The organism is Shewanella sp. SM21 (assembly GCF_025654335.1).
In the GTDB taxonomy this organism is placed as follows: domain Bacteria; phylum Pseudomonadota; class Gammaproteobacteria; order Enterobacterales; family Shewanellaceae; genus Shewanella; species Shewanella oncorhynchi.
On the sequence record NZ_JAKKRL010000014.1, the window covers coordinates 16,010 to 41,861 of the forward strand.

The 25,852-nt window shown below is 46.7% G+C and carries 23 protein-coding genes and 1 pseudogene; 10 read left to right on the top strand and 14 right to left on the bottom strand.

What is annotated here, in order from left to right:
* Window positions 1–42: 42 nt before the first annotated feature.
* Entirely contained in the window at window positions 43–267 is a 225-nt protein-coding gene (locus L5L94_RS17420) for a DUF6500 family protein (protein WP_168825761.1), read from the top strand.
* 12 nt (window positions 268–279) lie between these two features.
* Here L5L94_RS17420 and L5L94_RS17425 read toward each other — a convergent pair whose 3' ends face one another.
* The 4 genes from L5L94_RS17425 to L5L94_RS17440 all read right to left on the bottom strand — a co-directional run bounded on the left by L5L94_RS17425 (window position 280) and on the right by L5L94_RS17440 (window position 5,200).
* Window positions 280–894, bottom strand: a complete 615-nt coding sequence (locus tag L5L94_RS17425; RefSeq protein WP_263164274.1) for a DedA family protein — start codon at window positions 892–894, stop codon at window positions 280–282.
* Window positions 895–1,103: 209 nt separating this feature from the next.
* Window positions 1,104–2,024 (bottom strand): manganese-dependent inorganic pyrophosphatase, encoded by a 921-nt coding sequence (locus L5L94_RS17430; RefSeq protein WP_212600488.1) that lies wholly within the window; start codon window positions 2,022–2,024, stop codon window positions 1,104–1,106.
* 143 nt (window positions 2,025–2,167) lie between these two features.
* On the bottom strand, window positions 2,168–2,629 hold the full coding sequence (locus L5L94_RS17435) for a YhcH/YjgK/YiaL family protein (RefSeq protein ID WP_105251222.1): 462 nt from the start codon (window positions 2,627–2,629) through the stop codon (window positions 2,168–2,170).
* Window positions 2,630–2,806: 177 nt separating this feature from the next.
* Complete coding sequence (locus L5L94_RS17440) at window positions 2,807–5,200, bottom strand: TonB-dependent receptor plug domain-containing protein (protein ID WP_263164276.1); 2,394 nt, start codon at window positions 5,198–5,200, stop codon at window positions 2,807–2,809.
* Between the two features lie 347 nt (window positions 5,201–5,547).
* On the opposite strand from L5L94_RS17440, the gene L5L94_RS17445 reads away from it, so the two are divergent.
* From L5L94_RS17445 to L5L94_RS17460, 4 genes are all read left to right on the top strand, one after another.
* On the top strand, window positions 5,548–6,603 hold the full coding sequence (locus tag L5L94_RS17445) for an alpha/beta hydrolase (protein ID WP_263164278.1): 1,056 nt from the start codon (window positions 5,548–5,550) through the stop codon (window positions 6,601–6,603).
* A gap of 197 nt (window positions 6,604–6,800) precedes the next feature.
* Entirely contained in the window at window positions 6,801–7,376 is a 576-nt protein-coding gene (locus L5L94_RS17450) for an LON peptidase substrate-binding domain-containing protein (RefSeq protein WP_105251225.1), read from the top strand.
* A gap of 53 nt (window positions 7,377–7,429) precedes the next feature.
* Window positions 7,430–8,347: a pseudouridine synthase gene (locus L5L94_RS17455; protein ID WP_219234474.1), complete on the top strand. Its 918-nt coding sequence runs from the start codon at window positions 7,430–7,432 to the stop codon at window positions 8,345–8,347.
* Between the two features lie 147 nt (window positions 8,348–8,494).
* Window positions 8,495–8,887 carry a hypothetical protein gene (locus L5L94_RS17460; RefSeq protein WP_263164281.1) on the top strand — a complete coding sequence of 131 codons (393 nt, stop codon included), beginning with the start codon at window positions 8,495–8,497 and terminating at the stop codon, window positions 8,885–8,887.
* Window positions 8,888–8,891: 4 nt separating this feature from the next.
* On the opposite strand, the gene L5L94_RS17465 is transcribed toward L5L94_RS17460, so the two are convergent.
* Window positions 8,892–10,742: an alkaline phosphatase D family protein gene (locus tag L5L94_RS17465; protein WP_263164344.1), complete on the bottom strand. Its 1,851-nt coding sequence runs from the start codon at window positions 10,740–10,742 to the stop codon at window positions 8,892–8,894.
* Between the two features lie 178 nt (window positions 10,743–10,920).
* Between L5L94_RS17465 and L5L94_RS17470 the strand changes: the two genes are divergently transcribed.
* Genes L5L94_RS17470 through L5L94_RS17480 form a run of 3 tightly spaced genes read left to right on the top strand, consistent with a single transcriptional unit; the run spans window position 10,921 to window position 13,702 of the window.
* Window positions 10,921–11,835, top strand: coding sequence for a dTDP-4-dehydrorhamnose reductase family protein (locus tag L5L94_RS17470; RefSeq protein WP_263164283.1), 915 nt, complete (start codon window positions 10,921–10,923; stop codon window positions 11,833–11,835).
* Window positions 11,836–11,843: 8 nt separating this feature from the next.
* Window positions 11,844–13,154, top strand: coding sequence for a sensor histidine kinase (locus L5L94_RS17475; RefSeq protein WP_263164285.1), 1,311 nt, complete (start codon window positions 11,844–11,846; stop codon window positions 13,152–13,154).
* A complete protein-coding gene (locus tag L5L94_RS17480) occupies window positions 13,151–13,702 on the top strand; it encodes a response regulator transcription factor (RefSeq protein ID WP_263164286.1) in 552 nt (183 codons plus the stop codon). The genes L5L94_RS17475 and L5L94_RS17480 overlap by 4 nt, the downstream gene beginning before the upstream one ends.
* 317 nt (window positions 13,703–14,019) lie before the next feature.
* On the opposite strand, the gene L5L94_RS17485 is transcribed toward L5L94_RS17480, so the two are convergent.
* The 4 genes from L5L94_RS17485 to L5L94_RS17500 form a co-directional block, all read right to left on the bottom strand.
* On the bottom strand, window positions 14,020–16,353 hold the full coding sequence (locus L5L94_RS17485; protein ID WP_263164288.1) for a M4 family metallopeptidase: 2,334 nt from the start codon (window positions 16,351–16,353) through the stop codon (window positions 14,020–14,022).
* A gap of 520 nt (window positions 16,354–16,873) precedes the next feature.
* Entirely contained in the window at window positions 16,874–17,581 is a 708-nt protein-coding gene (locus L5L94_RS17490) for an SDR family oxidoreductase (protein ID WP_263164346.1), read from the bottom strand.
* A 71-nt stretch (window positions 17,582–17,652) separates the two neighbouring features.
* The gene (locus L5L94_RS17495) at window positions 17,653–19,218 is read right to left on the bottom strand and encodes a cryptochrome/photolyase family protein (RefSeq protein WP_263164290.1); all 1,566 of its coding nucleotides are present in this window, start codon (window positions 19,216–19,218) and stop codon (window positions 17,653–17,655) included.
* Between the two features lie 707 nt (window positions 19,219–19,925).
* The gene (locus L5L94_RS17500; protein WP_113940113.1) at window positions 19,926–20,363 is read right to left on the bottom strand and encodes a hypothetical protein; all 438 of its coding nucleotides are present in this window, start codon (window positions 20,361–20,363) and stop codon (window positions 19,926–19,928) included.
* Between the two features lie 209 nt (window positions 20,364–20,572).
* Between L5L94_RS17500 and L5L94_RS17505 the strand changes: the two are divergent.
* Both L5L94_RS17505 and L5L94_RS17510 read left to right on the top strand, forming a co-directional pair.
* Window positions 20,573–21,034: pseudogene (locus L5L94_RS17505) on the top strand (transposase); the annotation flags it as partial.
* Window positions 21,035–21,325: 291 nt separating this feature from the next.
* Window positions 21,326–21,802: a hypothetical protein gene (locus L5L94_RS17510; protein WP_263164292.1), complete on the top strand. Its 477-nt coding sequence runs from the start codon at window positions 21,326–21,328 to the stop codon at window positions 21,800–21,802.
* 34 nt (window positions 21,803–21,836) lie between these two features.
* Here the strand turns inward: L5L94_RS17510 and L5L94_RS17515 are convergent, their stop codons facing one another.
* The 5 genes from L5L94_RS17515 to L5L94_RS17535 all read right to left on the bottom strand — a co-directional run bounded on the left by L5L94_RS17515 (window position 21,837) and on the right by L5L94_RS17535 (window position 25,714).
* Window positions 21,837–22,421 carry a DMP19 family protein gene (locus L5L94_RS17515; RefSeq protein WP_263164294.1) on the bottom strand — a complete coding sequence of 195 codons (585 nt, stop codon included), beginning with the start codon at window positions 22,419–22,421 and terminating at the stop codon, window positions 21,837–21,839.
* A 119-nt stretch (window positions 22,422–22,540) separates the two neighbouring features.
* Window positions 22,541–22,927: a gamma-butyrobetaine hydroxylase-like domain-containing protein gene (locus L5L94_RS17520; protein WP_063883307.1), complete on the bottom strand. Its 387-nt coding sequence runs from the start codon at window positions 22,925–22,927 to the stop codon at window positions 22,541–22,543.
* Between the two features lie 194 nt (window positions 22,928–23,121).
* Window positions 23,122–24,450 carry an HslU--HslV peptidase ATPase subunit gene (gene hslU / locus L5L94_RS17525; RefSeq protein WP_105251238.1) on the bottom strand — a complete coding sequence of 443 codons (1,329 nt, stop codon included), beginning with the start codon at window positions 24,448–24,450 and terminating at the stop codon, window positions 23,122–23,124.
* A 19-nt stretch (window positions 24,451–24,469) separates the two neighbouring features.
* Window positions 24,470–24,994 carry an ATP-dependent protease subunit HslV gene (gene hslV / locus L5L94_RS17530; RefSeq protein ID WP_006083300.1) on the bottom strand — a complete coding sequence of 175 codons (525 nt, stop codon included), beginning with the start codon at window positions 24,992–24,994 and terminating at the stop codon, window positions 24,470–24,472.
* A gap of 144 nt (window positions 24,995–25,138) precedes the next feature.
* Window positions 25,139–25,714, bottom strand: coding sequence for a type II secretion system protein (locus L5L94_RS17535; protein WP_012088092.1), 576 nt, complete (start codon window positions 25,712–25,714; stop codon window positions 25,139–25,141).
* Between the last annotated feature and the right edge of the window lie 138 nt (window positions 25,715–25,852).

Genomic DNA, 25,852 nt, shown 5'->3' on the forward strand with positions numbered 1-25,852 from the left:
GAAAATATTTAATAAGCTGGTGAATAAACTTTATGAGTCAATATGAGAGCTGAGTTAAGAGCAAAAATCATCACTGTTTGTCATAAAAAAATTGAGACTAAAGGCGATAATGTCGGCCTCTCATTTTACGCCTTCTTTGCGAACAAAAATGATGATCCAGAGTTGCTTATGGAAGCGGCGACTTGGTGGATTCAAACTCATCGCTTAGACCATTTTGTTAAGGCTCATAAAGTGATAGAGATGATCCAAAAGGAATCGGAAGAATAGACTCCAAAGCTGTTACTGCGGATTTTTGGTTTGCCACCTGCGCCAAGTAAAAGTGATTAGCACGGCGAGTATCAGGCTGACCATGGCCCATGTGGGGTATTTATGCTGGTGGTAAAACGCCAGCATGGGAGCTATTTCATCGCGGATTAACACTGGGCCTAACCCAAAGAGTGCCACCCAAATGCTGGTGGCGAGAGCATTACCAATCACAAATTGTTTTAATGGCATTTTAGCGAGACCGCAGCCGATAAACATAAACTGTTTTAATCCCTCAACAAAACGACTCAACACTAAAGCGGCAATGCCATATTGACCGATAACGCTGTGGATTTTATTTTCCAATGGCGGTTTTATCCAGCCCTTCTTAAGCAATACATCACCAAAGCGCCAACCGATAAAATATCCCAAGCTGTTACCGCAGAGTGCAGCGCAAGCTGCGACGATTAATACCAATGGCAGTGACATTTGCCCTGTGGCAGCTAATAAACTGGCGACAATCAATAAGGATTGCCCAGGCGCCGGAATACCAAAACCCTCGACAGCAATCGCGACAAATAGCAGCACATAGCCATATTGCTGCAGCCAAGGCGTGAGTTCAGTGATGATATGTTGTAGCGCTTCTGGCATAGATGAAAGTGATCAAATCAGTGTGACGATTGGCCTATCATACTCGCCAACTTCTCTGGCTGGATAGATTTATGAGCAAAGTTTCATGCCAGTTTTAGTTAGTGGCGGTGAATAGGCGTAACGCAGGGGGGGCAGTTTTTCTGAAATATAAAAAAGGCCGAACTCAGTTCGGCCTTAATACCTGTACTACAGTCGTGACGATAAAGCGACTAGGCGAATGCTGCTTGTAGCTGTGGTACTACTTGTTTCTTACGGCTTAATACGCCGTCTAACCACACTTTACCATCGACGGTATCTTTACCGTAGGCACGTTGGGTCAGCTCCGCATCGTCAGACACAATCAACAACTCTGAACCTTCTTTCATGATGTCAGTCAGCAGCAATAAAACGCTGTGGCGGTTACCTTCCACTTTCAGTGCTTTGATATCGGCTTCTAGCTCGGCCTTGATATCGTCAAATACTGACAGGTCGATCACTTCTAACTGGCCGATACCGACCAAGTTACCGTTCATGTTAAAGTCTTTAAAGTCGCGCATTACTAAGTCACGTGCTGGTGTGCCTTGGACGGCGGATTTCACTTTGAACATTTCCATGCCCAGTTCTTTGAAATCTTCAACGCCGGCGATCTCAGCTAACGCTTCAACGCAGCGAATGTCGGCAGTGGTGCAAGTCGGTGATTTGAAAATCACGGTATCGCTCAAAATGGCGCACATCATGATGCCAGCGATATTTTTAGGGATAGCGACTTGGTAAAAGTCGAACATCATCTTGATCACTGTGTTGCTGCAACCCACTGGGCGGATCCAGCATTCTAGCGGGGTATCTGTGGTCAGATCGCCAAGTTTGTGGTGATCGACAATCCCGACGATAGTCGCTTGGGCGATATCATCCGGTGCTTGAGTCAGTTCTGAATGGTCAACGATATACACTTGCTCGCCAGCGTAGCTGGTTTTGTATTCTGGAGCTTCGAAGCCGAAACGTTCCAGAATAAAAGCGGTTTCAGGTGACAATTCACCTAAACGTGCGGCAATGGCTTCTTCACCGATTTGGTTTTTTAAATAGGCTAACGCGATAGCACCGCAGATTGAATCTGAATCGGGGATCTTGTGACCGACAACGTAAATGGGCATTTCAGGGACTCTCCTTTAAATTTGTGACAATTTTAGCAATATTTGGCTTTAATCGGAAATAGCCAAAGCGCATATCACTGCGCTCTTCAGTTGCTATTTCTCTAAAAATAGAACGCTCAGGTTCGGCAAAGATGGCTTAAGGTTTAGATCTTCACTTTTATCACGACTTTACGCACCGCCGTGGCGATATCGCCTGTGCCGGGCATATGCATGTCACCGGGGAAAAATAACGCAAACATGCCTGCTTTGAGTTTGATATAAGAGGCATTGGCTTGGTTTGCCTCGTAATCAAACTCGGCGTAATCGTGTTTTTCAAAATAGGGTTTCGAGGGTGTTTGCTCCGCTAGTGGCAAGTAACCAAACTCTTCTTCACCGCTGAAAACATATTGCACATCGATATATTTTTGATGAACTTCAAAGGGTTCTGTCGACTTATGCTTGGTTTGATAGTCATTTACTATCACAAAAATATTGTCGCCATCGAGGGGATAATTGCCTACGGGTAGCTGACTAAAGTCGGTCGTCGCTAGATGTTCTAATGCAGTCGCAAGCCGAGGGCTTAAGGATTGATAAATATGGCGGTTTTTTAAGGTATCGACGATCATCGGTTACTCGACATGGCGGATGTGAAATGGGCGAATGGTAAAGATTATAATCCGATCACCACAGTTAGGACATAAGCTTTGTCGATTGGAAGCCGGTCTAAACATGTCGGCATAAAAAACAGGCCATTGAATGGCCTGTTTCTACATCAAGTATTATTAAACTTAGCTAAAACGAGTTTAGTAAGTGTATTTGGCTTCTAAAAAGTAGTAACCACCATTAAAGCCAAAGGGGGTATTGGTTAATGGGTATACAAAGATACCATTGAAGTTATTGTTATCAGGTCGTTTTTCTGGATACACATCAAACAAATTTTGCACCCCAGCCGTAAAGCTTAGTGCATTGGTGGCGGCGTATCTTACCGACAGATCCATCACCCACTGATCGCTATAGTTCACATCACCCGTTGAATAACCTTCACTATAGTCACCAAAGTAGTTTAAGCGGATATTGGTTTTAAAATCCCCGAGTTCATGGGTCAGCCCAATACTGCCCGTGTTATGCGGTGTGGCAGACGTCATGCGGGTTCTTTCTATACTATCAAAGAGTTTCTTGTCTAATCCGCCTAAAATAGACGGTAGATTGATGTCTTGGATCTCGGTTTTATTATAGGCATAGGCTAAGTTCGCCCGTAAATCGCCCCAAGTGCCAATATCAAAGTCTTGGCTAACAACAAGATCGATCCCGCGAGTTCGGCTATCGACGGCATTGACGAAAAATCGTGCTGAATCGGCATTGGTGCCCGCAAGTGCCGCTGCAACCGCAGGGCTATCAGTCGCTCTTAGGGAGCCAGATAAGATGATGCGATCATCAATCTCTATTTGGTAAGTGTCGAGTGTTACCGCGAGGCCAGCGTTATTGGTATAAACAAGACCGAGACTAAATGATTGCGATATTTCAGGTTCTAGTTCGTTAATTCCAAGCGCCTTTGTCACTGGTGATAAGGTGTTGAAGGTGCCTGATTCAATAGGAACCAGTTGCCCCGTCACTGGATCGGGATTAAACAACGTCGAGATATTGCTGAAGTACAGTTGTTGTACGCTCGGCGCTCTAAAGCCTGTATTGATAGTGCCACGCAGGGCTAAGTTGTCGGTAAAATCGTAACGACCCGCGAGTTTCCAGCTCGTGTTGCCGCCAAAGTCAGAGTAGTTTTCGTAGCGTAGCGCTGCCGCCCAGTAAAACTCGTTGGTTAATTGGTTTTCAAGTTCGGCATAAATGCCTGTGTTATCGCGCGTTTCATCAACCTCAGACTCAGGGGTAAAACCGGTGAAACCTTGGCTACCCGCCGCTTTGCCATTATAGCCACCATTGATATACGAATCTTCTTCTCCGGCTTCAATTTCATAGCCGTTTTGGCGCCATGAAACACCGGTCGCAAACAGAATTTCAGAATCGTTTATAAAGGCAAAATAACGGGAAATATCCAAATTGATATTGGCTTCACGGGTCGATAACGTTCCTGCGTCGAACTCGGTAGGAGTTTCAGGGCCTAATGACGCATTTAAGGTATTGACGATATTATAGTTAAATGAATTTTTGCCATATCCCACTGAGGCATCAATATCCCAGTCACTTAGGTTGAATTCATAGCCTAGGGTAAGAGATGAATCGATAATTTTGGGGTTAATTTGCGGTAAAAAACCGTCGGGATACACTTCGGGTAAGTTACGGGCATCGAGAGCTAAACGGTAAAAAGCCCCCGATTTAGTTTCACGTTGGCTAATGCCACCAAAGGCATAGAGTTTTCCGTCGGTAGATATAGGCTGAGCCGCATTGATAAACAAACCGACATTATCATATTCGGCGTCACCCACGTGGTGGCTCTTACGGTTAAATGTGGCTTCGCGCGGATCTGCTGAGCCATCAGCTAACTTAGGGTATTGTTGGCGTGGATCTAACCCTGCGCGGTTTGTGCTGTCTTTGTGATGCGCTTCGAGGGCGACATTCACAAAGCCATCATGGTTTAAACTGATCCCATGGTTAACGCCTACGCGCCATTGCTCACCGTCACCTTGGTAGGTTTGTCCGGCTTGCGCCGAGACGCTACCGCCTTGATCGCTGTCCTTGAGTACCACGTTAATCACGCCAGCAATCGCATCTGAACCGTATTGTGCCGAGGCTCCATCTCGGAGAATTTCAATGCGTTTTATCGCTGTCATTGGAATAGCATTTAAATCGACGTTAGAGGAGCCTTTTCCCATGGTACCGCTTAAATGTACTAGAGCAGAACCATGGCGACGCTTGCCATTTACGAGTACTAAGGTGTGGTCTGGCGACAGGCCGCGTAAGCTCGCGGGGCGCACCGCATCTGAACCGTCAGTCACCGAGGAGAATGGAAAGCTATAGCTTGGCGCCGCAAATTGCAGCGCTTTAGCGGTTTCGGTCATACCTGTTGATTCGAGTTGTTCGGCAGTAATGATATCGACCGGGGCAACACTGTCAGTTGCCGTGCGTAGTGCTATGCGTGAGCCTATGATCTCGATTTTTTCGAAGCCTGTTTGTTGCTCTTCGGCTTGGACTGCTGGAATAACCAGTGTGGATGACACTGCCAATGCGATAACGGCTAGACGCATAAAAACCTCTCAATGATGTTTGTGACCCAATACTCGAACTTAGGTGTGCAGATAAAATAACAATCTGATGCCGAGAAGGTTATCATTGTAACAATTGTTACATTTAGACGTAAATGTGCTAACTCAGAGCCTAGTGTTCTAAATAATATTTAAAATGCAGTTGAATATATTGATGAAAACCTCACTATCGGCCTGCATGCTTTTGAGGCTTCGTACGGCACAATACACGTTGTCGCATGCACATTGCGACTGAGTTAAGTCGATGATATGAATTGTTTATTGACGTGCGCCATCGTGGTTTAATGCGTTATTTCGCTTTAATGGCATTGATTTGAAGGAACACAGAATTGTCAGCGTTACGATTTCTCGCGGGAGCAACGGCATTTAACACCTTGGCAGAACAAGGCCTTAAAGCTGAGCATTTTACCCAGTTGCTTGCCGCCTCTGGTGGACCTAAGTGGCTTGGTATCGCTGGGTTAGATAAGTATCTGTTTGCTGATTTTTTCAAAGACAGGCAAACGCCTTTATATACATTAGGCGCTTCCTCTGGGGCTTGGCGTTTAGCGTGTTTGGCGCAGCAAGATCCCCTCATAGCCTATGGCCGCTTAGAGGATTTTTATATTGGTCAGCGTTACGACAATATGCCAACACCGCAGGAAGTCAGTGCGCAAGTTAAAGGCGTAGTGCAGGGCATTTTAGGGGGCAATGGTGGCAGGGAAATCGTTAATAACGCTCATATTCACAGTCATTTCGTCGTGTGCCGTGCTAAACATTTAAATCGTTTAACGGCAAAGCTTCCGCTTGCGGCGGGGCTGGCGATGGCGGCGGCGACCAACTTAGTGAGCCGTCGGAGTTTAGGTTGGCATTTTGAGCGTGTGGTCTTTAGCCAACAAGCTGCAGCATCTCCCTTTTTGCAACTCAACGATTTACCCAGTCAGCAGGTTGAATTAACTGAGGCTAATGTCGATGCTGTGATGTTAGCTACGGGGTCGATTCCTTTATTGCTGGCCCCTGTGTCCCAAATTGAAGGCGTTGCCGATGGGCAGTATTACGATGGCGGCATTACCGACTATCACTTTGATTTGCCTTTATCCTGTGCCAAGGGGCTGACGTTGTATCCGCATTTTTATCCGACCATCAGCCCTGGATGGTTCGATAAATCCTTGAAGTGGCGCCAAGGTCACGCTAATTATCACAATGCGCTAGTGTTGGCGCCATCGGCCGAATTTGTCGCTTCATTGCCCTTTGGCAAAATCCCCGACCGTGAAGATTTTAAGCAACTGGACACTGCGCAGCGGATGCAATATTGGCGTACGTCTGTGGCTTTGAGTGAACGTCTTGCCGAGGAGCTTGCCTCGGTTGTTGCGAGGGGAAATGTGCTGGATCGGCTAGAGCACTTCTAGGTTGAAGTGATTTGGTCTCGAAAACTGGGTTTGACATGACGTGGTTGAAATGCCCTGATTCAAAATAGCAGGGGCGGAAATTTCTTTGTGCGGTCAGCGGCTTCAGGAAGGAAATTCTTTCACCTGCTACACTCTACAATAATAGGAAATACGAATGCATTGAGTTCGTTTCCTTCTATTTGGGGCAGGAGGTTGCTATGCAAACACGAGAAATGGCGTTACTCATGCGCGATGCCTTGTTACTGCCACAGGGACGGGTGGAGGTTCGTGTGGTTGACCCCGGTCATCTGCGCATGGTGGCCGATGTATTCAAGGGAAAGTATGTGCTCGCCTTTGCCACCATTAGACCCAGTGGTAGTCCGCCCTGTTATCCCACTGCCACCCAATGTGACATTATCGATTTTAATCAGCTAGAAGATGATTCACTCAGCATAGTGCTCGAAGGGCGTCAACGCGTCAGCATCCTCTCGGCGGCGCAGGCCAAAGATAAGCTGTGGATGGCGCGTACTTTACCTTGCCGTAACTGGCAAGAAGAGCCGATTAAAGGTGAATTTGAGTTGATAAGCGCCGCATTAGAGCAATTTTATGAAGTGAATCCCGATCTGTTTGAGCTCTATTCTCAAGTGCATTTGGAAGACGCCGCTTGGGTGAGCCAACGCTGGCTCGAGGTTTTGCCTATGTATAACAAAGATAAATTAGTGTTAGTGAATCAGCCAGATTGCCATAAGACCTTGGACTTCGTGCTGCAACTCATCAAGTCCCATGTGGACTGAAAAACCACAAAAAGGCTAGAATAGCGGCTTTCTATAGCCGCTTTTTTTGTGATATGACTGCATCTGCCCGCGCCGCCCAACCTTCTTACATAGTGCTTCCTGTGAATGTCACAGATAAACCCACAGTGTTTGCCTTTCTCGCACAACATTTTGCCCGTATAGGTGAAGATGTATGGCGTCAGCGGATCCTCGATGGAAAAGTGCATTGGCGGGATGGCAGTTTGATCGCATTGGACACTGAATATCGCCCTGCGGCGCGGGTGTATTACTACCGTGAAGTGCCGGTGGAAGCGAAAATCCCCTTCGAAGAACAGATCCTATTCCAAGATGACAACGTTATTTTGGCCTACAAGCCTCACTTTTTGCCTGTGACGCCAAGCGGCAACTATGTGAACGAATGTCTGGTGCATAGACTAAGATTGCGAACTGGCATTGATACTATCGCGCCCGCTCATAGGCTTGATCGTGAAACCGCTGGAGTGATCCTGATGACTGTCGCGCCTGAAACCCGCGCGCTCTATCATCAACTATTTATCGACGATGCGATTCGTAAAGACTATCAAGCGATTGCCAAGTTGACTCCTGAGATTATTGAACAATATCAACAGGGCTGCTTAACTTTGCCATTGCACTGGACGGTAACAAACCGTATGCAGCCGAGCGACCCGAGTTTTACCATGAAAATCGTGGAAGGCGAGGCAAATACCCATTCCGAAATCAGTTTAGTGGCCATAAAAGGCGATGTCGGTTTATTTCATTTGAGCCCGATTACCGGTAAAACCCACCAACTTCGTGTGCATATGCAAAGCTTAGGTATGCCATTGTTAAACGACAGATTTTATCCAAGCTTATTACCCAAAGGACCGGATAAATTTGAGGCACCCCTAAAATTGATGGCGCAGCGGTTACGTTTTATTGACCCAGTGAGCGGGATGCACCACGACATGCAATGTCAAGGTTTTGAGTTTTAGTCAGCGGAAAGCATTATTTCCAGTCTGTTTAAAGGAAATAATCGGGTGCAATTGTGTGCTTGGCCCCGTGATGGTATGAATACAATCTGCAGTATCTGAGTCTCTGCCATAGGGAGCCATATTACGATTGTTTAAAGGAAGTCCATTATGACCAAATCTGCGATCTTCTCTATCTTGCTTTGCGCTGCAGTATTAGTGGGGGCCATGTATTTTGGTGACTGGACTAAGCAGCCTTATCTGAATGACATTGCCGCCGAGATCCGTAAGGCGAGTGCGGTGATTGAACCGAAGAAACCAAGTTCGTCTGGCACATCGACAGCAGAAGCCGATGCCGAGCGAGATCAAAGCCCTAAGATCATTTGGGATCAAATGGCGCATGAAAAACCATCGAATAAGTCGCAGCCAGAAGCACTGATTTTCAATCAGGCTCAGCCAAAACCTGCCAAAACCGATGAGGCGTTATCCAAAAATACGTCTTTGATGGATTCTGGCTCTGGTGCCACTCAGCCTGAAACGGTTAAACATAATAAACCCGTTTAATCTGTTATTCCTGTTTGGGTGGTTCGAACAGGGTTTCGCTCATATCGCCATGTAAAACCGCAATTTTTGTTGGTGCACCATCATCAGCTAATTCCAACATACCTATTCCGCTTTTATTCACTAGACGTTTACTCGGCTCACCATTTGGTCGCCTGCCGCGCAGCAACATACGTTTACGTTTTGTCAGCAAGTTAAGTGGTGAAAAGTGGCCATAAAACCAGCCATTGAGTTTATCGAAAATCGGTAACAGCTTCTCAGGGAAGTGATTTTTAATACCGCTGCAGGTGATTTGGTAGATGTTAGGACTACTGCGTCTAAAACGAATACTGATGTCGTAACTAAAGGAGTAATGCACATCGCCGGAGAGGATCACAAACTCCTCTGGGGTTTTACGGTGCATAAAAATACTCAGCAGTGCATTGGCGGCGCCCGGGTGGGCCATCCAGTTTTCGGCGTCTACTAACAGGGAACCGCCGATCAGAGTGGCTGTACGCTGAACAGCTTCAATCAACTTGACCCCAAACATGGGCGCAGGTGAGACGATAATAACCTTCGACTGGCCGAGTAACTCTTGCTGCAAATCCATTAACGCCTCCCAATCCATCAAGCCGGAAGGTTTTGCAAGATTAGATTCACTGCGCCAGCGGCGGGTACGGGTATCGAGTACGACCAGTTTGGGCGAGGACTCTAAGGTGTAATGCCACTGCTCAAATTTAAGTAATTCGTCGATGAGCAGATCCTGACTTTCGCTTTCTTGTCGCGTAAAAAACGCATCGAGCAGCGGGCGGATATCGGCGGCAAATTTATCAGGCGCGTTGCCAAGTCCTTGGAATAAGGTGTAGCCGATTAAGGCATTACCAATAATGCGTTTCGAAAATGCGTGTTCGTAGGCCGCTTGTTCCCATTTAGCCGTCAGGTTCCAATCATCGGTGACGTCGTGGTCATCAAACATCATATAAACGGGAATGTGCGCCATAAAGCGCCTGACTTGCCCTAGCCCAGCTTTAAAGCCAAGCAAGTGTTGCCACTCATTTTGCCAGCGGGCGGTATTGGTGGGTGATAAGCCGTCGACATCCTTCGAGATATTCACTAATTCCCACAGTTCAGGTGACCAAGTGAGTAAATACAGGGCGATGATTTCATTTAGGCTGACCAAATGATTTACGGCGATGGAGGAGGTAAAAATGGGGTGATTGCGATACCAACGCCACAGCGCGGTTTTGGCCGGATATTGGGTATGAGGCAACAGGTTTTTATGCCGTTGATACAAATATGCGGGCTGATAATGAATGTCTTCACTAGTGGTGATGCTCGCGCCTTCAAATTGCTCATGTTTAAGACTAAGCAAATCGATGACTTGCCCTATGGCGCTTAACATAGGTCCCGCAACATCATCAATATAGACCTGATCACCACTCATTATGATAAGTGCTGGGCGATCATCCTCCGCACCCCTGTTGATTATCTTGGCTAAATGGGTATCGGCGGCGACCAGTGCATCGTCACTGTGGTGATGCGGATTGCGGCAGGAACCGTGGAATACTTGGGTTAATTCAGGGGTGAAACGTACACTTGGCGTCGACGCATCGCCGTAGTTTAGCTGGCTTATCGTGGCAAAAATATCACCATGTTGAGCGGTAGACACTTGGTAAGGTGTGACGATATTGGGCGCGAGCAACTCTGGGCGCGACAGTATTATTAGATATTGATGGGCATGTTGCCCAAGTGGCACATAGTGTAAATCTGCATCCTGTAATAGGTACTCTTGCTCACCAAGACGCAGCTTAAGTTCAGTTAATGGCTCACGACTTACAAACCACAGGGTAAAGTGTGAGGCATCGCAGTAGCGCAGCATGGGGCCAGCTAATATCAGAGGAAGTGTCGTACTCAAATTCTGCCTATGGGTATTTGGGTTAATCTTGCATGAGTTAACCCTAAGTAAGTTTGGTTTAGAAGAGTAAACAAGTGCGTTGAATATGAAAAGCTTTTAGAATTGTTAGCCATAAATATGCGTTGAAACTGAATGGGGCGATATGGCTAAGATTATGGTAACAGGCGCGACAGGGCTACTCGGCCGAGCTGTCGTAAAACAGCTTGAATTAACAGGACATCAGGTTGTGGCCACGGGTTTTAGCCGCGCAAGTGAACGAGTGCATAAACTCGATCTTACCGCCCCTTTGGATGTCGAGGCATTTATCGCCCGCGAGCAACCGCAAGTGATAGTGCACTGCGCCGCCGAGCGTCGCCCCGATGTCTCCGAGCAAAATCCGCAGGCAGCATTGGCACTTAACTTAACCGCCAGCCAAGCCTTAGCTATGGCAGCTAAGGCCAATAATGCTTGGCTTATCTATATTTCCACTGACTATGTGTTCGATGGCACTCAACCTAAGTACGCTGAAGATGCAGCCACTCATCCGGTTAATTTTTATGGTGAATCTAAGCTAAAGGGCGAAGAAATCGTGCTAGACACTAGCGCTGATTTTGCTGTGCTACGCTTGCCAATCCTTTACGGCCAAGTAGAAAAGCTGAGTGAATCTGCTGTGCTAGTGCTGGTTAACCAATTGATTGAGCGTCGCGCTCAGGGTGTTGATCATTGGGCGATACGCAGTCCAACCTCGACCGCCGATATTGCCCAAGCCATAGACAAGATGATTGCACAGCATATTGTAGCGCCAATAGTGCAGGGGATTTATCATTTTAGCGCCGCAGAGACTATGACTAAGTATCAGATGTTGTTGACATTAGGAGAGATTTTACAACTCAGTACAGCGCACTTAACGCCTGAGTCTACGCCGACAGATAACGCCAAGCGGCCAAGGGACTGCACCTTAAGCTGTGCGCGTTTAGCTGCGCTGGGGATTAGTTCTGAAATCAATTTTGCCACTGGCGTGCGCCAAGCATTAGCACAATCGAGTGGTGCACTTGCCACGCTCGGACTCACTCTGTAGGAATCGCCATGGCTAAGATCTTAGGGACCAGTCTACAGGCTGCCGACCAAGTCGCATTACTGCGAACCTTAGGTTTGTTGCTGCAAATAGGCTTAACCACGTTTGCCGCCGATACTTTTGGTCTTAGCCTGCAAATGGAGCCGTTAGTGCATGTGTTAGTGCTAGAGGTGTTATACCTTTCGCTCACATTGGCGCTACGTAAACCCTTATTTGCTAAGGAGCGCGGCCTCTTTATTGCGCTCAGCTTAGACACATTATTTTGGATATCTTGGTTGCACTTTTCCGGCGGTGCGACCAATGCGTTTATCTCGTTATTACTGTTGCCGATTGCACTTGCGGCTGTGACTTTGCCAATCTGGGCGCCTTGGGCACTGACGGCTATTTCAACCTTTGCCTACAGCCTGATGATCTTTACTGTGCCCGAATCCCCCATGCAGCACCACGGTATGGACATGAGTTCCCACTATTTAGGCATGTGGTTCAACTTTGTGATTTCAGCTTTGGTGATGACAACCAGCGTAGCGTTAATCACTAAGCGTATGCGCCGCCAAGATGCGCAGTTAGCTTATATGCGCGAAGGGCAATTGCGTCAGGAGCAACTCTTAGCCCTAGGTACAGTATCGGCGCAGATGGCGCATCAATTGGCCACGCCGCTCTCGAGTCTGAGGTTATTACTCGATGAAGTAAAAGAAGACATGAGTGATACCTCGATAACGATTGTCGAGATGGAAACTGCGTTAGGTCGCTGTGAACATACCCTTGCCGAGCTGAGATTAGCGACGGAGTCGATCCGTGATCGCCGCCAGCGCCCACTAAAGATCATTGAGTTGGTGGACAGTTTAAAGCAAAAAACTTTGTTGTTAATGCCACAAACTGAACTGAATTGGTTGATCACTTGTATGCCTGAACAACTGGCAGAGCAAAGTATTCTGACTGATATGAGTTTAACGCCAGCCATCATGGCCTTGATTGAAAATGCTGCCCGCGCCAGCGCCGAAACCATAGGTGCGCCGCAGGTGGATATCAGTTTAGATAAAGCGCCAAACGAAGAGCAGATCTACTTGCAGATCCGCGATTATGGCACTGGTATCGCGCCCGATTTATTGCCACAGTTGGGCACCTTACTCATAGAAAGTCCCAAGGGTTTAGGTGTCGCTTTGCTACTCAGTCATGCCAGTTTAGAGCGTTTGGGCGCAGAGTTGATTTTGGCTAATCATCCCCAAGGTGGCACTGTGGCACAAATTCGTTTCACTATATTAAGGGAGCCGGCGCCGTCTGTATCGCACAAGACTAAGGCTAGTGACGAGGTAAGTTCATGAAACGTTTGTTGATTGTAGAGGATGACCTTTCCCTTGCGAGTATTTTAGGCCGCCGATTAACACGCCATGGCTTTGAATGCCGATTAACCCATGATGCCAGTGATGCGCTGCTGGTGGCGCGGGAGTTTCGTCCTAGCCATATTCTTTTAGATATGAAGCTTGCCGAAGCCAATGGCCTAGGGTTAATTGTGCCGCTGCGTCATCTGCTGCCCAAGGTGACTTTGGTGTTACTCACCGGCTACGCTAGTATCGCCACTGCGGTGGAAGCGATTCGCCTCGGCGCCGATAATTATTTAGCTAAACCTGTGGATACCCAAACCTTGCTCGCCGCACTGGAAATGGATGGGCATTCCCATACTCTTCAAGAAGATGAAGTCGACGACTCGCCCCTCAATCCTAAGCGTTTGGAGTGGGAACACATTCAGCAAGTACTTAATGCGAACCAAGGCAATGTGTCCGCCACCGCCCGCCAATTGGGGATGCATCGCCGCACCTTACAACGTAAGTTACTCAAAAAACCTGTGGGTGAAAGTGGACATTTGAAGTAACCAAGGCAATGTGTCCGCTACCGCCCGACATATAGGGGATGCATCGCCGCACCTTACAACGTAAGTTACTCAAGAAACCTGTGGGTGAAAGTGGACATTTGAAGTAACGCTTTATTTTCATAAGTTGGCAAGTGACGCCGACTCAAGCACATGAAATAAGGATGCTGACGGGATTGAGGCTGGCATAGTGCGCCGCATTTACGCATAAAAAATGCCACTCAAAAGGGCTGAGTGGCATTAACAAGAAAACGAAAAGTGAATCGATGAATTAGCGCTAGGATTTTACGCTAGCGCCATTGCACGATTAGGTTATTCGATTAAAAATTAACGGTTTCTTCGTTTGAACAAGGGCCGTTAGTTTCACACACTTTATAGGTGAAGCTTGCGCCAGCTAGGTCGGTGAAACGGTCAATAAACGATGAGCTGCTTGAAGTACCCACCGCAACACCGTTACGGAAGATAGTATACTCATCAGCGTTGTGACCATCCCATTCGAGTGCAACACGTATGCTACCGCGACGAGATTTGTTCGCATTTTTTACTGCCATTTCTAATGCGACTTCAGGGACTTCAACCGCAAATTCTGCCGAAGTGCTTGCTGTTGCGCCATCGTTGTCAGTTACAGTCAGTGTGACTGTGTAGCTGCCTGACTCGGCATACTGATGATTGACAATCGCACCTGCGGCATTTGTACCATCACCAAAATCCCAGTTCCATGACGTCAGGTCGCCATCGCTGTCAGTACTGGTGCTTGTGAAGCTGCCGTTACCGTTAGCAAAGCTTGCAGTAAAGCCTGCGGTTGGAGCTTGGTTTGGTGTGTCATCGCCGTCATAAGCACCCACTAGGCTCACACCTGTGTAGCTGCTATAGCCGCTGACCATCACCCAATAAGTTCCCGTTTGAGCAGGATCAATAGCACAGCTTTCGGCATTACCTGACTTGTATGGACGACAGTCATAGCTGCTAGACGTCGGCGCTTGACCAAATTTAACATACATGTCCGCATCACCTGTGCCGCCTGACATATTGAAGCTCAGGTTAGTTGCACCGCTAGCGACATCGAGTTTGTAGTATTTTTTGCTACCGGATGCACCCGCTAAACCTGTCACAGCAACACCGTTGGCGAGTTCAGTAGCTTCTGGTGGTGGCGGTGGTGGTGGGGTTTCGCAAGGGGTGATACCCACAACGGCAAACGCAGTGACCACATCGTTAGCATTTAAGCCTAAGTCAGTTGCGGCTGATTTAACACCACAGGCGCCTTGCCAGAATAAGCTGTCCGCCGTCCAATATAATTGGTTAGCGACTACAAATGTTTGGAATGCTTTGCGTGTATCCCAACCCGGTAAGTTAGCTAAAGTGTAGAAAGCTTTATTGAATACACCTGAACTGTGGTGCACGTCGATGCCATCATAGTAATCGTCGATATGACCGATTGAGATACCGTCTAAGGTTGGATCTGCCATGTAGCGCAGTGCCCCGCTGCCTTTAAAGATATCGGCGCCGACTAACCAGTCGTTTGTGCCGTGCATGTAAAATTCAGCGGCTTCACCCGCCATATCTGAGAAGGCTTCGTTCATGCCGCCAGATTGATCTGCGTAAACCAGCCCTGAGTTTTGTTCAGTGAAACCGTGACTCACTTCGTGTGCCGAGACATCTAAGCTCACTAATGGGTGGAAGGTTGTTGCGCCATCACCGAAGGTCATAGCACTGCCGTCCCAGAAAGCGTTTTCGTAGTTGTTGCTGTAGTGAACTCGCATCGTTAACTGAAAGGTTAACGGTGCAGTGTTGTACCACTCGCTATACATCTTGTAGATCACGTTGCCGAAGTAGTGCGCATCGTTTAATGGCGAGTAAGCACCGTTGATCTCTTTGACTGTATTGCGCGGACAAGTATAAGAGAAGGGTGTGGCGCCTGATGTGGCACCGTTTAGGTTAACGGTTTTCACGTTAGGTGAGTTCATGGTGCAAGTGTCACCGCTCACTTCAACGTCTAAGCTAGAAAAATCAGTACCGTATTCGTATTGGCCAGTCTTAATGTTACCGCCTGGACCTGTGCCGGTTGCAGCATGGTTAATCCCTTCCCAACGCTTAATCACTTCACCTGAGTGCGCGTCAACCATAGTGAATGGGCGGCTTGGCTCATCGCCATATACTACAAATGAAGTCACATAAACGAGGCGAGTTTTAGCGGCATCATCGAGGTAAAGCCATAATTTTGCTTGTTTGTTTTCAGCTTTTAGGCCTGCAACGGCTTTGTCAGACTTGCCACGGATCGCAATATCTAACGCTTTGTTAGCCGTTAGAGTGGGTTTGACAAAATCAGCCGACTTTTCAATATTTTTTAATACGCGGCCAGACATGTCGCTGTAAAAGCCCATGCTCGATTGTGACGTCGCAACAGAGAAACCATAAACAGGTACGCCATGGAAATATTGTTGTAAACGTTGTTTTTGCTTGCCTTGACCTAGGTTGAGTTTTTTCTCGACTTTGAGTTGGCTACCTGCGTCTAAGCTGAACTGAGACACTAAGTTATTGCTTGAAGACGCGCTTCTAAGAGTGCCGACATCGACAACATCAGCAGCAAATGCGGATGTGCCTAAAGTGGCCGACACAGCAATGAAGAGTAGCGACAGTTTTTTGTTTAGCATCATGCTTGAAATCCTTTTTCCGTTTTGTAAATAACGTTGGAATGCCATACAGCTTAACTGGCTCGGGCGAGCGTTTTTTATTGTGATTTCTACAGGGTCGTCGGCATCCCTCTGCCATGGCCGCATAGAATGAGCTGTTGCTCAGGCGGGAATTCTCAGATTTTTATTCTGTGCAAAGCGTGAATAACCGCATGACTCTAGATGTTATTTAAATGTAAAAGTGTTAACAATCGTACAAAGGAACTATCTTCAACGTTCATTTAGACGCTTCTAAATCTGAATTAGGACTTTTGGGTAATAGCGATTTAGCCAAGCGGAAGGGTGATGCACTTGAGTGTTTTGCAGTAATTTAATGATTTATTTCAATTGTTTATTTTTCAGCGTTCTTGAAAAGGCTTGATTAAGGATGGGTTGTGCGTTGGGGTCATCATCCTATCAAGGTGTTGAGACCCTCGGCTTTGATTTATTCACTTAGAAAGACTCCATCGGAGTTGCCGCTGCTTGACTTGCTCTTCAGCTTATTTCACCAAGGTAACTCTGTGCCATCGTAGGCAAAAAAACGCCCTGTTTGTGCGGGTGTAGCATTGGCAATGATGGGCAGTAAGCTGTTGGCGACATACTCAGGTGTAAACAGTTTGTCTTTAGGGACACTCTGTTGAAATGGCTGAGATAATGGCGTGTCTGTCGTGCCCGGATGCAGAGACAACACCACGCCGTGTTTCATGGTGCGTTGCCATTCAATAGACAGTGTTTTGAGAAACATATTCAGCGCGGCTTTTGAGGCGCGATAGCTGTACCAGCCTCCTAATTTATTATCGGCAATGCTGCCGACTCTCGCCGATATCACCGCAAACCTTGCCGAGTGACTTTGTGTTAATGCCTTAGCAAAGTGCTTTGCCAACATGATGCTGGGTAGGGTATTGAGCGTTAAATTGTGCTGGAAAAAGTCGATATCCAGTGACTGTAGGCTTTTTTCTGGCCCTTTATCTTGGGTGTGTAAGATGCCGACACAGTTAATAATCCAATCTAATTCAGTGAGCTGTTCGCTTAGCTGTTTAATCTCAGCTTCATTGGTCACATCTAATGCATGCCATTGGATTTTCTCCTGCCTGTCTTGGGGAAGATGATGCCTGTAGGTGGCGTGCACGGTGGCGTCGGGATAGCTTTCTTGAATTAGCTTAACCATGGCTTTGCCAATACCCCCACTCCCGCCGACGATAAGTACTTTCATCACAAACTCTCCCTATCCAAATATCTATATCAAGCTATTTATATCAATTAGTTACGCTTAGCATTACTTCGCTACAAACGGTTTAGGTGAACGAGGTTGTGCTCGGCTGTGGCTAATATGGCGCTTCTTACGGACTCGTCCATTTTGTCCCAAGTCTGGTATAGCATGCCGATCCTAGGATTTTGCGACAATCGCGCGCGGTGTTTTTCCATAAAATGCCAATAAAAGCTATTGAACGGACAGGCAAGTGCACCGCTGCGCTCTTTTATCTTGTAATGACACCCGCTGCAGTAGTCACTCATTTTATTAATGTAAGAGCCGCTGGCGGCGTAGGGTTTAGTGCCGACAATGCCGCCGTCGGCAAACAAGGCCATGCCGCGGGTGTTGGGCATTTCAACCCATTCGATGGCATCAACATACACGCCTAAATACCACTCATCGACTTGATTTGGCTCGATTTCGGTTAATAAGCAGAAATTGCCGATCACCATTAAGCGCTGAATATGATGGGCGTAGGCAAAATCTAATGATTGGGATAAGGCTTGTCGCATGCAGCTCATCTTAGTGTCGCCATGCCAAAAATAATCGGGCAGTGTTTCATGGGCATCAAGCGCGTTAGTGCTGGCGTACTGTGGCATATTCGCCCAGTAAATGCCGCGAACGTATTCTCGCCAACCTAATATCTGCCGCACAAATCCTTCGACTTGGGCGATATCAATCTCAGCATTCGTTTGATAACTGTCGATGGCCGCATTGATGACTTCTAACGGGCTGATTAATTTACTGTTAAGGCTGAATGATAGTCGACTATGGTACAAGCTCCACTTGGCAGGATGTTGCGCTGTCATGGCATCTTGAAAACGGCCAAAGGAAGGCAAGCAAACCTGACAAAAATACGCTAATAATTCGAGGCTTTGCGCACGGTTTATCGGCCACAGCAATGGTGCATCAATGCGACCCATGGTCGGAATTTGATGACGCTCAAGCCGAGCGAGAATTTCAGTTACATCGAAGCTAAACATCAATGGCGCTGGCAAGACTTTTATATCCTGAGTTTTAAGCTTTTGACGGTTGCTGGCATCAAAGTTCCACTGCCCGCCGAGTGGCTTTTCGTCTTGCATCAAGATGTTGTAACGCTTACGCATGCGGCGATAAAAGTGCTCCATCATAATGTGTTTGCCGACGGGGAACTGCGCATCGATTTCGTCAAAGGGCAAGATAAAGTGTTCTGTATCGACACAGTTCACCACGGCTGTGTTGAGTTTAAGCTGACTTAATTGCTCAAGTAGGCGGTATTCATCAGGCCTTTGGTATTCAAACTTGATCGCGCCAACCTGTGTTACCTGATGTTGAATGAGCCCCAGTAGATCGCTATAGCCCTGAGTGTTATTGAAGGTGTCATCAAGGGTGAGATAGAGCACTTGATGCCCTTGCGCCCGCAGCTCTTGGGCAAATTGCGCCATTACCGCAAAGAAGGCACATATTTTTTGCACATGATGCGTTACATAAGTGTTTTCTTGGTGCAATTCTGCAATCACATACAGCACTTGATCATCAACACGGTTAAACCAAGAATGCTGGGCATTGAGTTGATCACCTAAAATTAGTCTAACTGTATGGAATTGCTGTAATTGCATTAAGAGGACTCGTTGAATGACTTTCGCGGTTAAGCATTTCGCGATGGGATATTGCCGGACATTACGAATTGGGTTGCAGTGAGGATCACAAGGCTGGGTATTTGTCGTGATTTCGACAAGGAGGTTTATCTAAGCTTGGTTTGATAGCTTTTAAAGCAAAGTCAAAGTCGTGGGGCTTCCCCATTGATTTTCAATCAAGAGCCCTTGCCGAACAACGTCCATGTCTAACTGCCAGTTCGTCATCCTTGGCTCTCGTTTGTACCGCTGTTTCGCAGCACTCACCCTAGCGAAGTTACATGCATTAACTCTTTATTTATAAGCAGGGCTTCGTGCTTATTCAAAATCGCTAACGCTTACGGTGGTACATCCCTATTAATTAAATAAAGAATCCGAAAGCTAACTCGGCATCCATGCCTCGCTCATGCGATTTTCTTCAACGCCCTTCAGCAACTTCGCAGGGGAAGGTGAACTTCTGAAGTTTTAGGGTTGTTTGTTAGTATTTAAAAAGAGTACTAACATTCCATTTTTAAAATTTAACAACGGGAGTCTAAATAACACGAGCTAATTCATATAATAAGGCTGGTGGAGCACGTTTTATAATACAAAAATGAGATTGGTATCCTTAGATATAAAAACATCGGCCTAGACCGATGTTTTGGGGTTGTCTGATGCAATAAAATTCACATAAACAGTGAGATAGCTAACCACTAATCCCAATATACAGTATAGACATGATAGCCAGCATACGGCTTAGGAGATAGTTGATGCTCGCCATAGGGCCAGCCTGTCCCCATTCCATCTGCCGCGATTCCTTCAATCCATTCTTCCACTTCCGCCAGAGGCGCACAGGTAAGAATATGAATGTTCTCAGCTGCAGGCCATAGCTCATCATCCTCAAGTGCTTCGGACCATTCATCGTGCATCCCAACATAAACACCTTGCACATCTGACCTATGTTCGATTTCTTTCAAGCAACGATAGATTTCTTTGATGGATGGTCGACCATAACCCCAATTATTGGGTGCGATAGACTCTTCATCTTCGTTTTCTAAAAAGTACTCATTTAATGTCACTACCGGACAGTGCTCTGGATCGGCGGTCGATAAGGCGCTTAATTTATTGAGTAATTCCGTTCTCGTTGTCACTGACAATACTCCATTTCTAAGATTTGTTTCCAGCGAAGGTTTAACTGTTTTATCACATATGCAGGGCAAATAATAAATCTGGCCATCCATTTTAGAGCAACAATATAATGCACTTTCAGGTTGCCTACAAAGAAGCTGTTTTCAAGACACCCAGCTTAAATGGCGTGGTAGTTAACCTCCGACTATAAGCATTAAACAAGGAGGTTTATATGCCGCGTCCTCTCAGAACTCAATAAGCCTTGAAGACATTCCCTATTACCATTGCTATAGCCGCGTTGTGCGGCGTGCTTTTTTATGTGGCGATGATGCCTATTCTGGGAAAAATTATGACCATCGCCGTAGTTGGGTTGAGTCACTACTGTTTGAACTTGAAGCCGTTTTTTCTATCAATGTTGCAGCCTTTGCGGTGATGTCGAATTATCTGCATGTGGTGTTGCCAGCCGATATCGACAGTGCCAATCGTTGGACTGACCGCGAAGTACTTGAGCAGTGGCATAAGTTGTTTAAAGGCGATGAGTTAACGCAAAAATCCGTTTAAGGAGAGCTAGTTGAGGCGCATGAGGTCAGCCGATTATGCGATATTTCATGCCTAAGTTTTCAAAAGAGTGCGATGTTTGAATGAGCTAATAGCAAGACAAGCAAATCAAGAAGATAACTGTACAGGCCGCTTTTAGCAGGGACGGTTTAAATCACAGACCTTACTTGATGAAGTTGCTGATTTAAAATGGTAGGCCTGATAATTTTCATTCTATTATCCTTGACCATGTGATCGCGGTGTTCGCGCTTACTTATGCTGCAAATGGCGTCATCGAGCGTTTAGGGATAACTTATTTTTAAATCAAAGTCGGCGAGTCACTGGCGTAATAGTCTTAATCGTTGGGTACATTGTTAAAAAAGTTATTATTTTATAGTATGTTACTCAATTTTAATGTGTCACTTAACGCAGCAGGAGCTTAGTTTGTATGCGGGAATATGATGGGATTGAAAAGCGTTATCAAAGACCTGATGCCGATTTAGCTAAAAGTTTGATGATTATCGAAAATTTATTGGGTTTTACGCCGCTAGAGGATAGGTTGGAATTTGATTTGTCTTTTTGGGCTGGCGGCTCAGGTGTATTCGATAAGTTGGCGGTTTCATGTTCTGTGACTCCCGAGCAAATGGAACTCGCGCAAGATAAGTTGAGACTCTATTCCCCTGAGGCGGCGATAACATTGGATGAATGGCGTGATGATTTTATTTGGTTAGTGGAGGATGAAGACGTTTGTACCGATGTGTTGGTTAGGTCGGCGCATTTTATTAATCAGAATAAAGCGCCATTTCAAGATGTTTGTCTTAAAACGCAATCCATTTATTTCGCTTACATGAGTGATGTGAATGGCTGGACTGCGGTATGGGGTCAGCAAGATAGGCTCAATTATGCTTATTTCTGCCAAGGATAGCCTTTATCTTTAAGTGATTACCGACAATCGCCAGTTAAGTGTTATTTACCAGTCCGTAATCAAGGGCGTAGCTTTCAAGCTTGGCATCGAGATCATCTAGATCTTTATAAAACTCGTCATCGAGCTTATCGAGTACGCTGTACAGGTCTTGGTTATCGGTTGCGGCTAAACGACGATCTCTGTCTATTGGTACTGGCTTTTCGCCAAACACGGCCTGTTTTGCTTGGTGCAATAAGTTTAACGAGTGGCTTGCTCCCATTTGGATAAGTCCACGCTCAGCGAAGGCGTAATGCTCACCTGAAGAGTTGTCGAAATATTGAATAAATCCACCATTATAGACTTCGCCAGATAAGCAGTTCACCGCATAGTAGTTTTGTTCCTCTGGTCTAAGCGTATAAAAACCTTGTTCTTTGTTATGTACCCTTACAACAAGATCTCGCCAAAAGGCTCGAAAGGGACAGGTTTTATCGAGTTCACGCTCTTGTTGGTAGTATTCCTTCGCACGCTCGAGATTTGCACGTATGCCATTTTTGCAGGGCATGCATAAACCCTCATTTTTCTCGGCGGTACTCGGAAGGATTAAGGTTTTACATTCTTGGCAGGGGATTTTTTCCGACATGGTCTTTCCTTTGATACTCAAGTCAGTAAGAGAAGTCACAGCTTCACAAGCTACCCATTGTTAAATTCTCTGTTTCTAGAGTTTACATCCCACAATTAAGCGTCTATTTACCTAACGTACTAGTTGTACTTTATATTCATCGCAATCAGCGGTTCGCGTGAGGCTTTTTCGGCGCGTAGGCGGGCGAGGTATTTTTCCCATAGATCCACTTGGTGGGTGGCGAGATCGTAGAGCACTTTCCACGAGAATAGACCTGTGTCGTGGCCGTCATCGAAGACGATTTTTACTGCGTAGTTGCCGACGGGTTCTATGGCACTGATGTTGACGTTTTTCTTGTGGGTGACCAGCTTTGGATTACCGTGACCATGCACTTCGGCCGAGGGCGAGTAGACTCTGAGCATCTCGCAGCTGAGCTGATATTGCTCACCATTATCGAAACTGATTTCTAGAATGCGCGATTTACGTTTCAGTTTAAGATCGGTGACATTGGGCGTTGCTGTGGTCATAGGTTGGCTACCAAGAAAATGCTAAGGATAGGATAACGACTCATTAAAATAACACCTGACTAATGTAACCACTCGCGGCCAAGGATACAAAGGGTAAGCGAGAGCCTTGGTCAGGCTTTTTCGTTTAAGTCACACTTTTGCAGTTGAGTCGTTTACCGCCAAGTTGTTTGGGCTTGGCGGTGAACAGTTTAGTACTAGAGGATAAAGCGGCTGAGATCTTCGTCTTGGACTAAGTTGTCTAAGTGGGCACTGACATAGTCGGCGTCGATAACAAAGGCGGAGCCCGATTTTTCCGATGCCTCGTAGGAGATATCTTCCATCAGCCTTTCCATCACAGTGTGTAAACGACGGGCGCCGATGTTTTCGGTGCGCTCGTTCACTTGCCATGCGGCTTTCGCAATGCTGTCGATACCCGATTCGCTGAATTCAACTTTCACGCCTTCTGTGCCCATCAGCGCGATATATTGCTCGGTGAGCGAGGCGTGTGGCTCGGTTAGAATGCGTTTAAAATCATTGGCTGATAGCGCATCTAGCTCGACACGGATCGGTAAACGACCCTGTAATTCAGGAATTAAATCCGACGGTTTAGACATCTGGAATGCGCCAGAGGCGATAAATAGTATGTGGTCGGTTTTTACCATGCCGTGTTTTGTGGTGACTGTGCAGCCTTCGATCAGCGGCAGTAAGTCACGTTGTACGCCTTCACGGGAAACGTCTGGGCCGGAGGTTTCACCACGCTTACAGATTTTGTCGATTTCGTCGAGGAACACTATGCCGTGTTGCTCAACCATTTCAATGGCTTGTTCTTTTAAATCTTCTTGATTGACCAGTTTGGCTGCTTCTTCTTCGATCAATAGCTTAAAGGCTTCTTTGATCTTCATCTTGCGACGTTTTGCTGGTGCTTGGCCCATGTTTTTAAACAGACTTTGCAGCTGGTTGGTCATTTCTTCCATGCCTGGAGGCGACATTATTTCGACACCAATTTGCGGTTGGGCCACATCGATATCGATTTCTTTATCGTCTAATTGGCCTTCGCGTAGCTTTTTGCGGAAGACTTGACGGGTATTTGAGTTGGAATCGGTTTCAGTGCTTTCCCAGTCGTTTTTCGGCTTAGGCAACAGGGCATCGAGAATGCGCTCTTCGGCATTTTCTTCAGCGCGTTGGCGACATTTGCCCATTTGCTGTTCACGGGTCAGCTTGATGGCGATATCGGTCAAGTCGCGGATGATTTGCTCGACTTCCTTACCGACATAACCCACTTCTGTGTATTTAGTCGCTTCGACCTTGATAAAAGGCGCGTTCGCCAGCTTGGCTAAACGGCGGGCAATTTCAGTTTTACCAACGCCTGTTGGGCCAATCATCAGAATATTTTTTGGGGTGACTTCTTGACGGAAATCCGCGTCAAGTTGCATCCGGCGCCAGCGGTTGCGCAGGGCGACAGCAACAGAACGTTTGGCCTTTTGTTGGCCAATAATGTGTGCATCCAGCTCGTGGACAATCTCACGGGGGGTCATTTCAGACATAATATTCCTCACGGGCTGTTTAGTAATTGAGTTCTTCAATCGTTTTGAATTGATTGGTGAATACGCAGATATCCGCAGCAATAGTCAGGGATTTTTCGGCGATTTCTAAGGCTGACAGCTCAGTATTTTGCAATAGTGCAAGGGCCGCCGCTTGGGCATAGTTGCCGCCTGAACCAATGGCGACTAAGTCGTGTTCTGGCTGAACGACATCACCATTACCTGTGATGATAAGCGAGGTTTCCGCATCGGCCACGACTAATAGGGCTTCGAGTTTACGCAGCATACGGTCGGTACGCCAATCTTTGGCGAGCTCAACGGCCGAGCGCAATAAATGGCCTTGGTGCATTTCAAGTTTGGCCTCAAAACGCTCGAATAGGGTGAAAGCATCGGCGGTGCCGCCTGCAAAACCTGCCAGTACCTTGTTGTGATATAAGCGACGCACTTTTTTGGCGTTACCTTTCATAACGGTATTGCCTAGGGAGACTTGGCCATCGCCGGCGATGACAACTTGATTATTACGGCGTACTGATACGATAGTGGTCACAATGAATCCTCTTCTGGCCCGCAGCAAAAGTTGCGGTGGATGATGGGATATATATGGGGATGGATGACAATAATTCAAGTAATCGCGGCAAATGCCAAAGGAGTTTGCGATCTTTCGCGCTCCTTTAGCAATAAAAATAAGCACTTACTGGGAAAGGGTGGATCGACCTACAATAGTGCGGCCATCGAAGGGATAGTATTTAAGATCCCAGTTTTCACTGCCGAAGCTGCGATCGTCCGAGACATAGTTGAAAATGCAGTAAGCATTGGGATCTTTTATGTCGACGGCACCATACCAGTAAACAATGTCGACATTGGGAACTGTGCGCCAAGAGTATTGATCGGCAATGACAAATTCATTATTAGCCAAAAGACCTTGCCATAACTGACCACAATAATCGCCCTGCAATTTAGCACCGGCATCAGCGGTTGCAGTCTCTATTCCCAGTGGAAATCCTGTGGTGGTCGAGTCGAGTTTTCCGTCACCATAACAGGCGAGATCTTGGGTATAACCAGAGTGACCGCCCGCAAGCCAGCAACTGTGATAAAGCTTAACACCAGAGGCAAAGGCCGCAAATGCGGTTTTGGCTCTGGCATCGTGGGCATCTTGGCCTAGGTTTAAAAACCGTGGTGCTGCGACGACGGCCAAGATCCCAAGGATGATAATGACCACAACCAGCTCAATTAATGTAAAGCCCTTCGATGACTGCAAACGACTCATATTGCTCACCTATCTGTTAGAGGACAATATTCTAACGGAACTTTGATTTGCAATCAGTAAGCCATTGATAATATTTAGTTGTTTAACATTGTTGTTACATGGTTCTGCAGTAAGATGGCAAGCCATCACTTCACCTTT

Bases quoted from the DNA above. Each gene is read 5' to 3' on its own strand.
- hslU (WP_105251238.1), bottom strand. From the start codon at position 24,450: ATGTCTGAAATGACCCCCCGTGAGATTGTCCACGAGCTGGATGCACAC.
- L5L94_RS17425 (WP_263164274.1), bottom strand. From the start codon at position 894: ATGCCAGAAGCGCTACAACATATCATCACTGAACTCACGCCTTGGCTG.
- L5L94_RS17515 (WP_263164294.1), bottom strand. From the start codon at position 22,421: ATGTCGGAAAAAATCCCCTGCCAAGAATGTAAAACCTTAATCCTTCCG.
- L5L94_RS17495 (WP_263164290.1), bottom strand. From the start codon at position 19,218: ATGCAATTACAGCAATTCCATACAGTTAGACTAATTTTAGGTGATCAA.
- L5L94_RS17510 (WP_263164292.1), top strand. From the start codon at position 21,326: ATGCGGGAATATGATGGGATTGAAAAGCGTTATCAAAGACCTGATGCC.
- L5L94_RS17430 (WP_212600488.1), bottom strand. From the start codon at position 2,024: ATGCCCATTTACGTTGTCGGTCACAAGATCCCCGATTCAGATTCAATC.
- L5L94_RS17475 (WP_263164285.1), top strand. From the start codon at position 11,844: ATGGCTAAGATCTTAGGGACCAGTCTACAGGCTGCCGACCAAGTCGCA.
- L5L94_RS17470 (WP_263164283.1), top strand. From the start codon at position 10,921: ATGGCTAAGATTATGGTAACAGGCGCGACAGGGCTACTCGGCCGAGCT.
- L5L94_RS17520 (WP_063883307.1), bottom strand. From the start codon at position 22,927: ATGACCACAGCAACGCCCAATGTCACCGATCTTAAACTGAAACGTAAA.
- L5L94_RS17490 (WP_263164346.1), bottom strand. From the start codon at position 17,581: ATGAAAGTACTTATCGTCGGCGGGAGTGGGGGTATTGGCAAAGCCATG.
- L5L94_RS17450 (WP_105251225.1), top strand. From the start codon at position 6,801: ATGCAAACACGAGAAATGGCGTTACTCATGCGCGATGCCTTGTTACTG.
- L5L94_RS17435 (WP_105251222.1), bottom strand. From the start codon at position 2,629: ATGATCGTCGATACCTTAAAAAACCGCCATATTTATCAATCCTTAAGC.
- L5L94_RS17440 (WP_263164276.1), bottom strand. From the start codon at position 5,200: ATGCGTCTAGCCGTTATCGCATTGGCAGTGTCATCCACACTGGTTATT.
- L5L94_RS17480 (WP_263164286.1), top strand. From the start codon at position 13,151: ATGAAACGTTTGTTGATTGTAGAGGATGACCTTTCCCTTGCGAGTATT.
- L5L94_RS17465 (WP_263164344.1), bottom strand. From the start codon at position 10,742: ATGCTGCGCTACTGCGATGCCTCACACTTTACCCTGTGGTTTGTAAGT.
- L5L94_RS17455 (WP_219234474.1), top strand. From the start codon at position 7,430: ATGACTGCATCTGCCCGCGCCGCCCAACCTTCTTACATAGTGCTTCCT.
- L5L94_RS17420 (WP_168825761.1), top strand. From the start codon at position 43: ATGAGAGCTGAGTTAAGAGCAAAAATCATCACTGTTTGTCATAAAAAA.
- L5L94_RS17485 (WP_263164288.1), bottom strand. From the start codon at position 16,353: ATGATGCTAAACAAAAAACTGTCGCTACTCTTCATTGCTGTGTCGGCC.
- L5L94_RS17460 (WP_263164281.1), top strand. From the start codon at position 8,495: ATGACCAAATCTGCGATCTTCTCTATCTTGCTTTGCGCTGCAGTATTA.
- L5L94_RS17535 (WP_012088092.1), bottom strand. From the start codon at position 25,714: ATGAGTCGTTTGCAGTCATCGAAGGGCTTTACATTAATTGAGCTGGTT.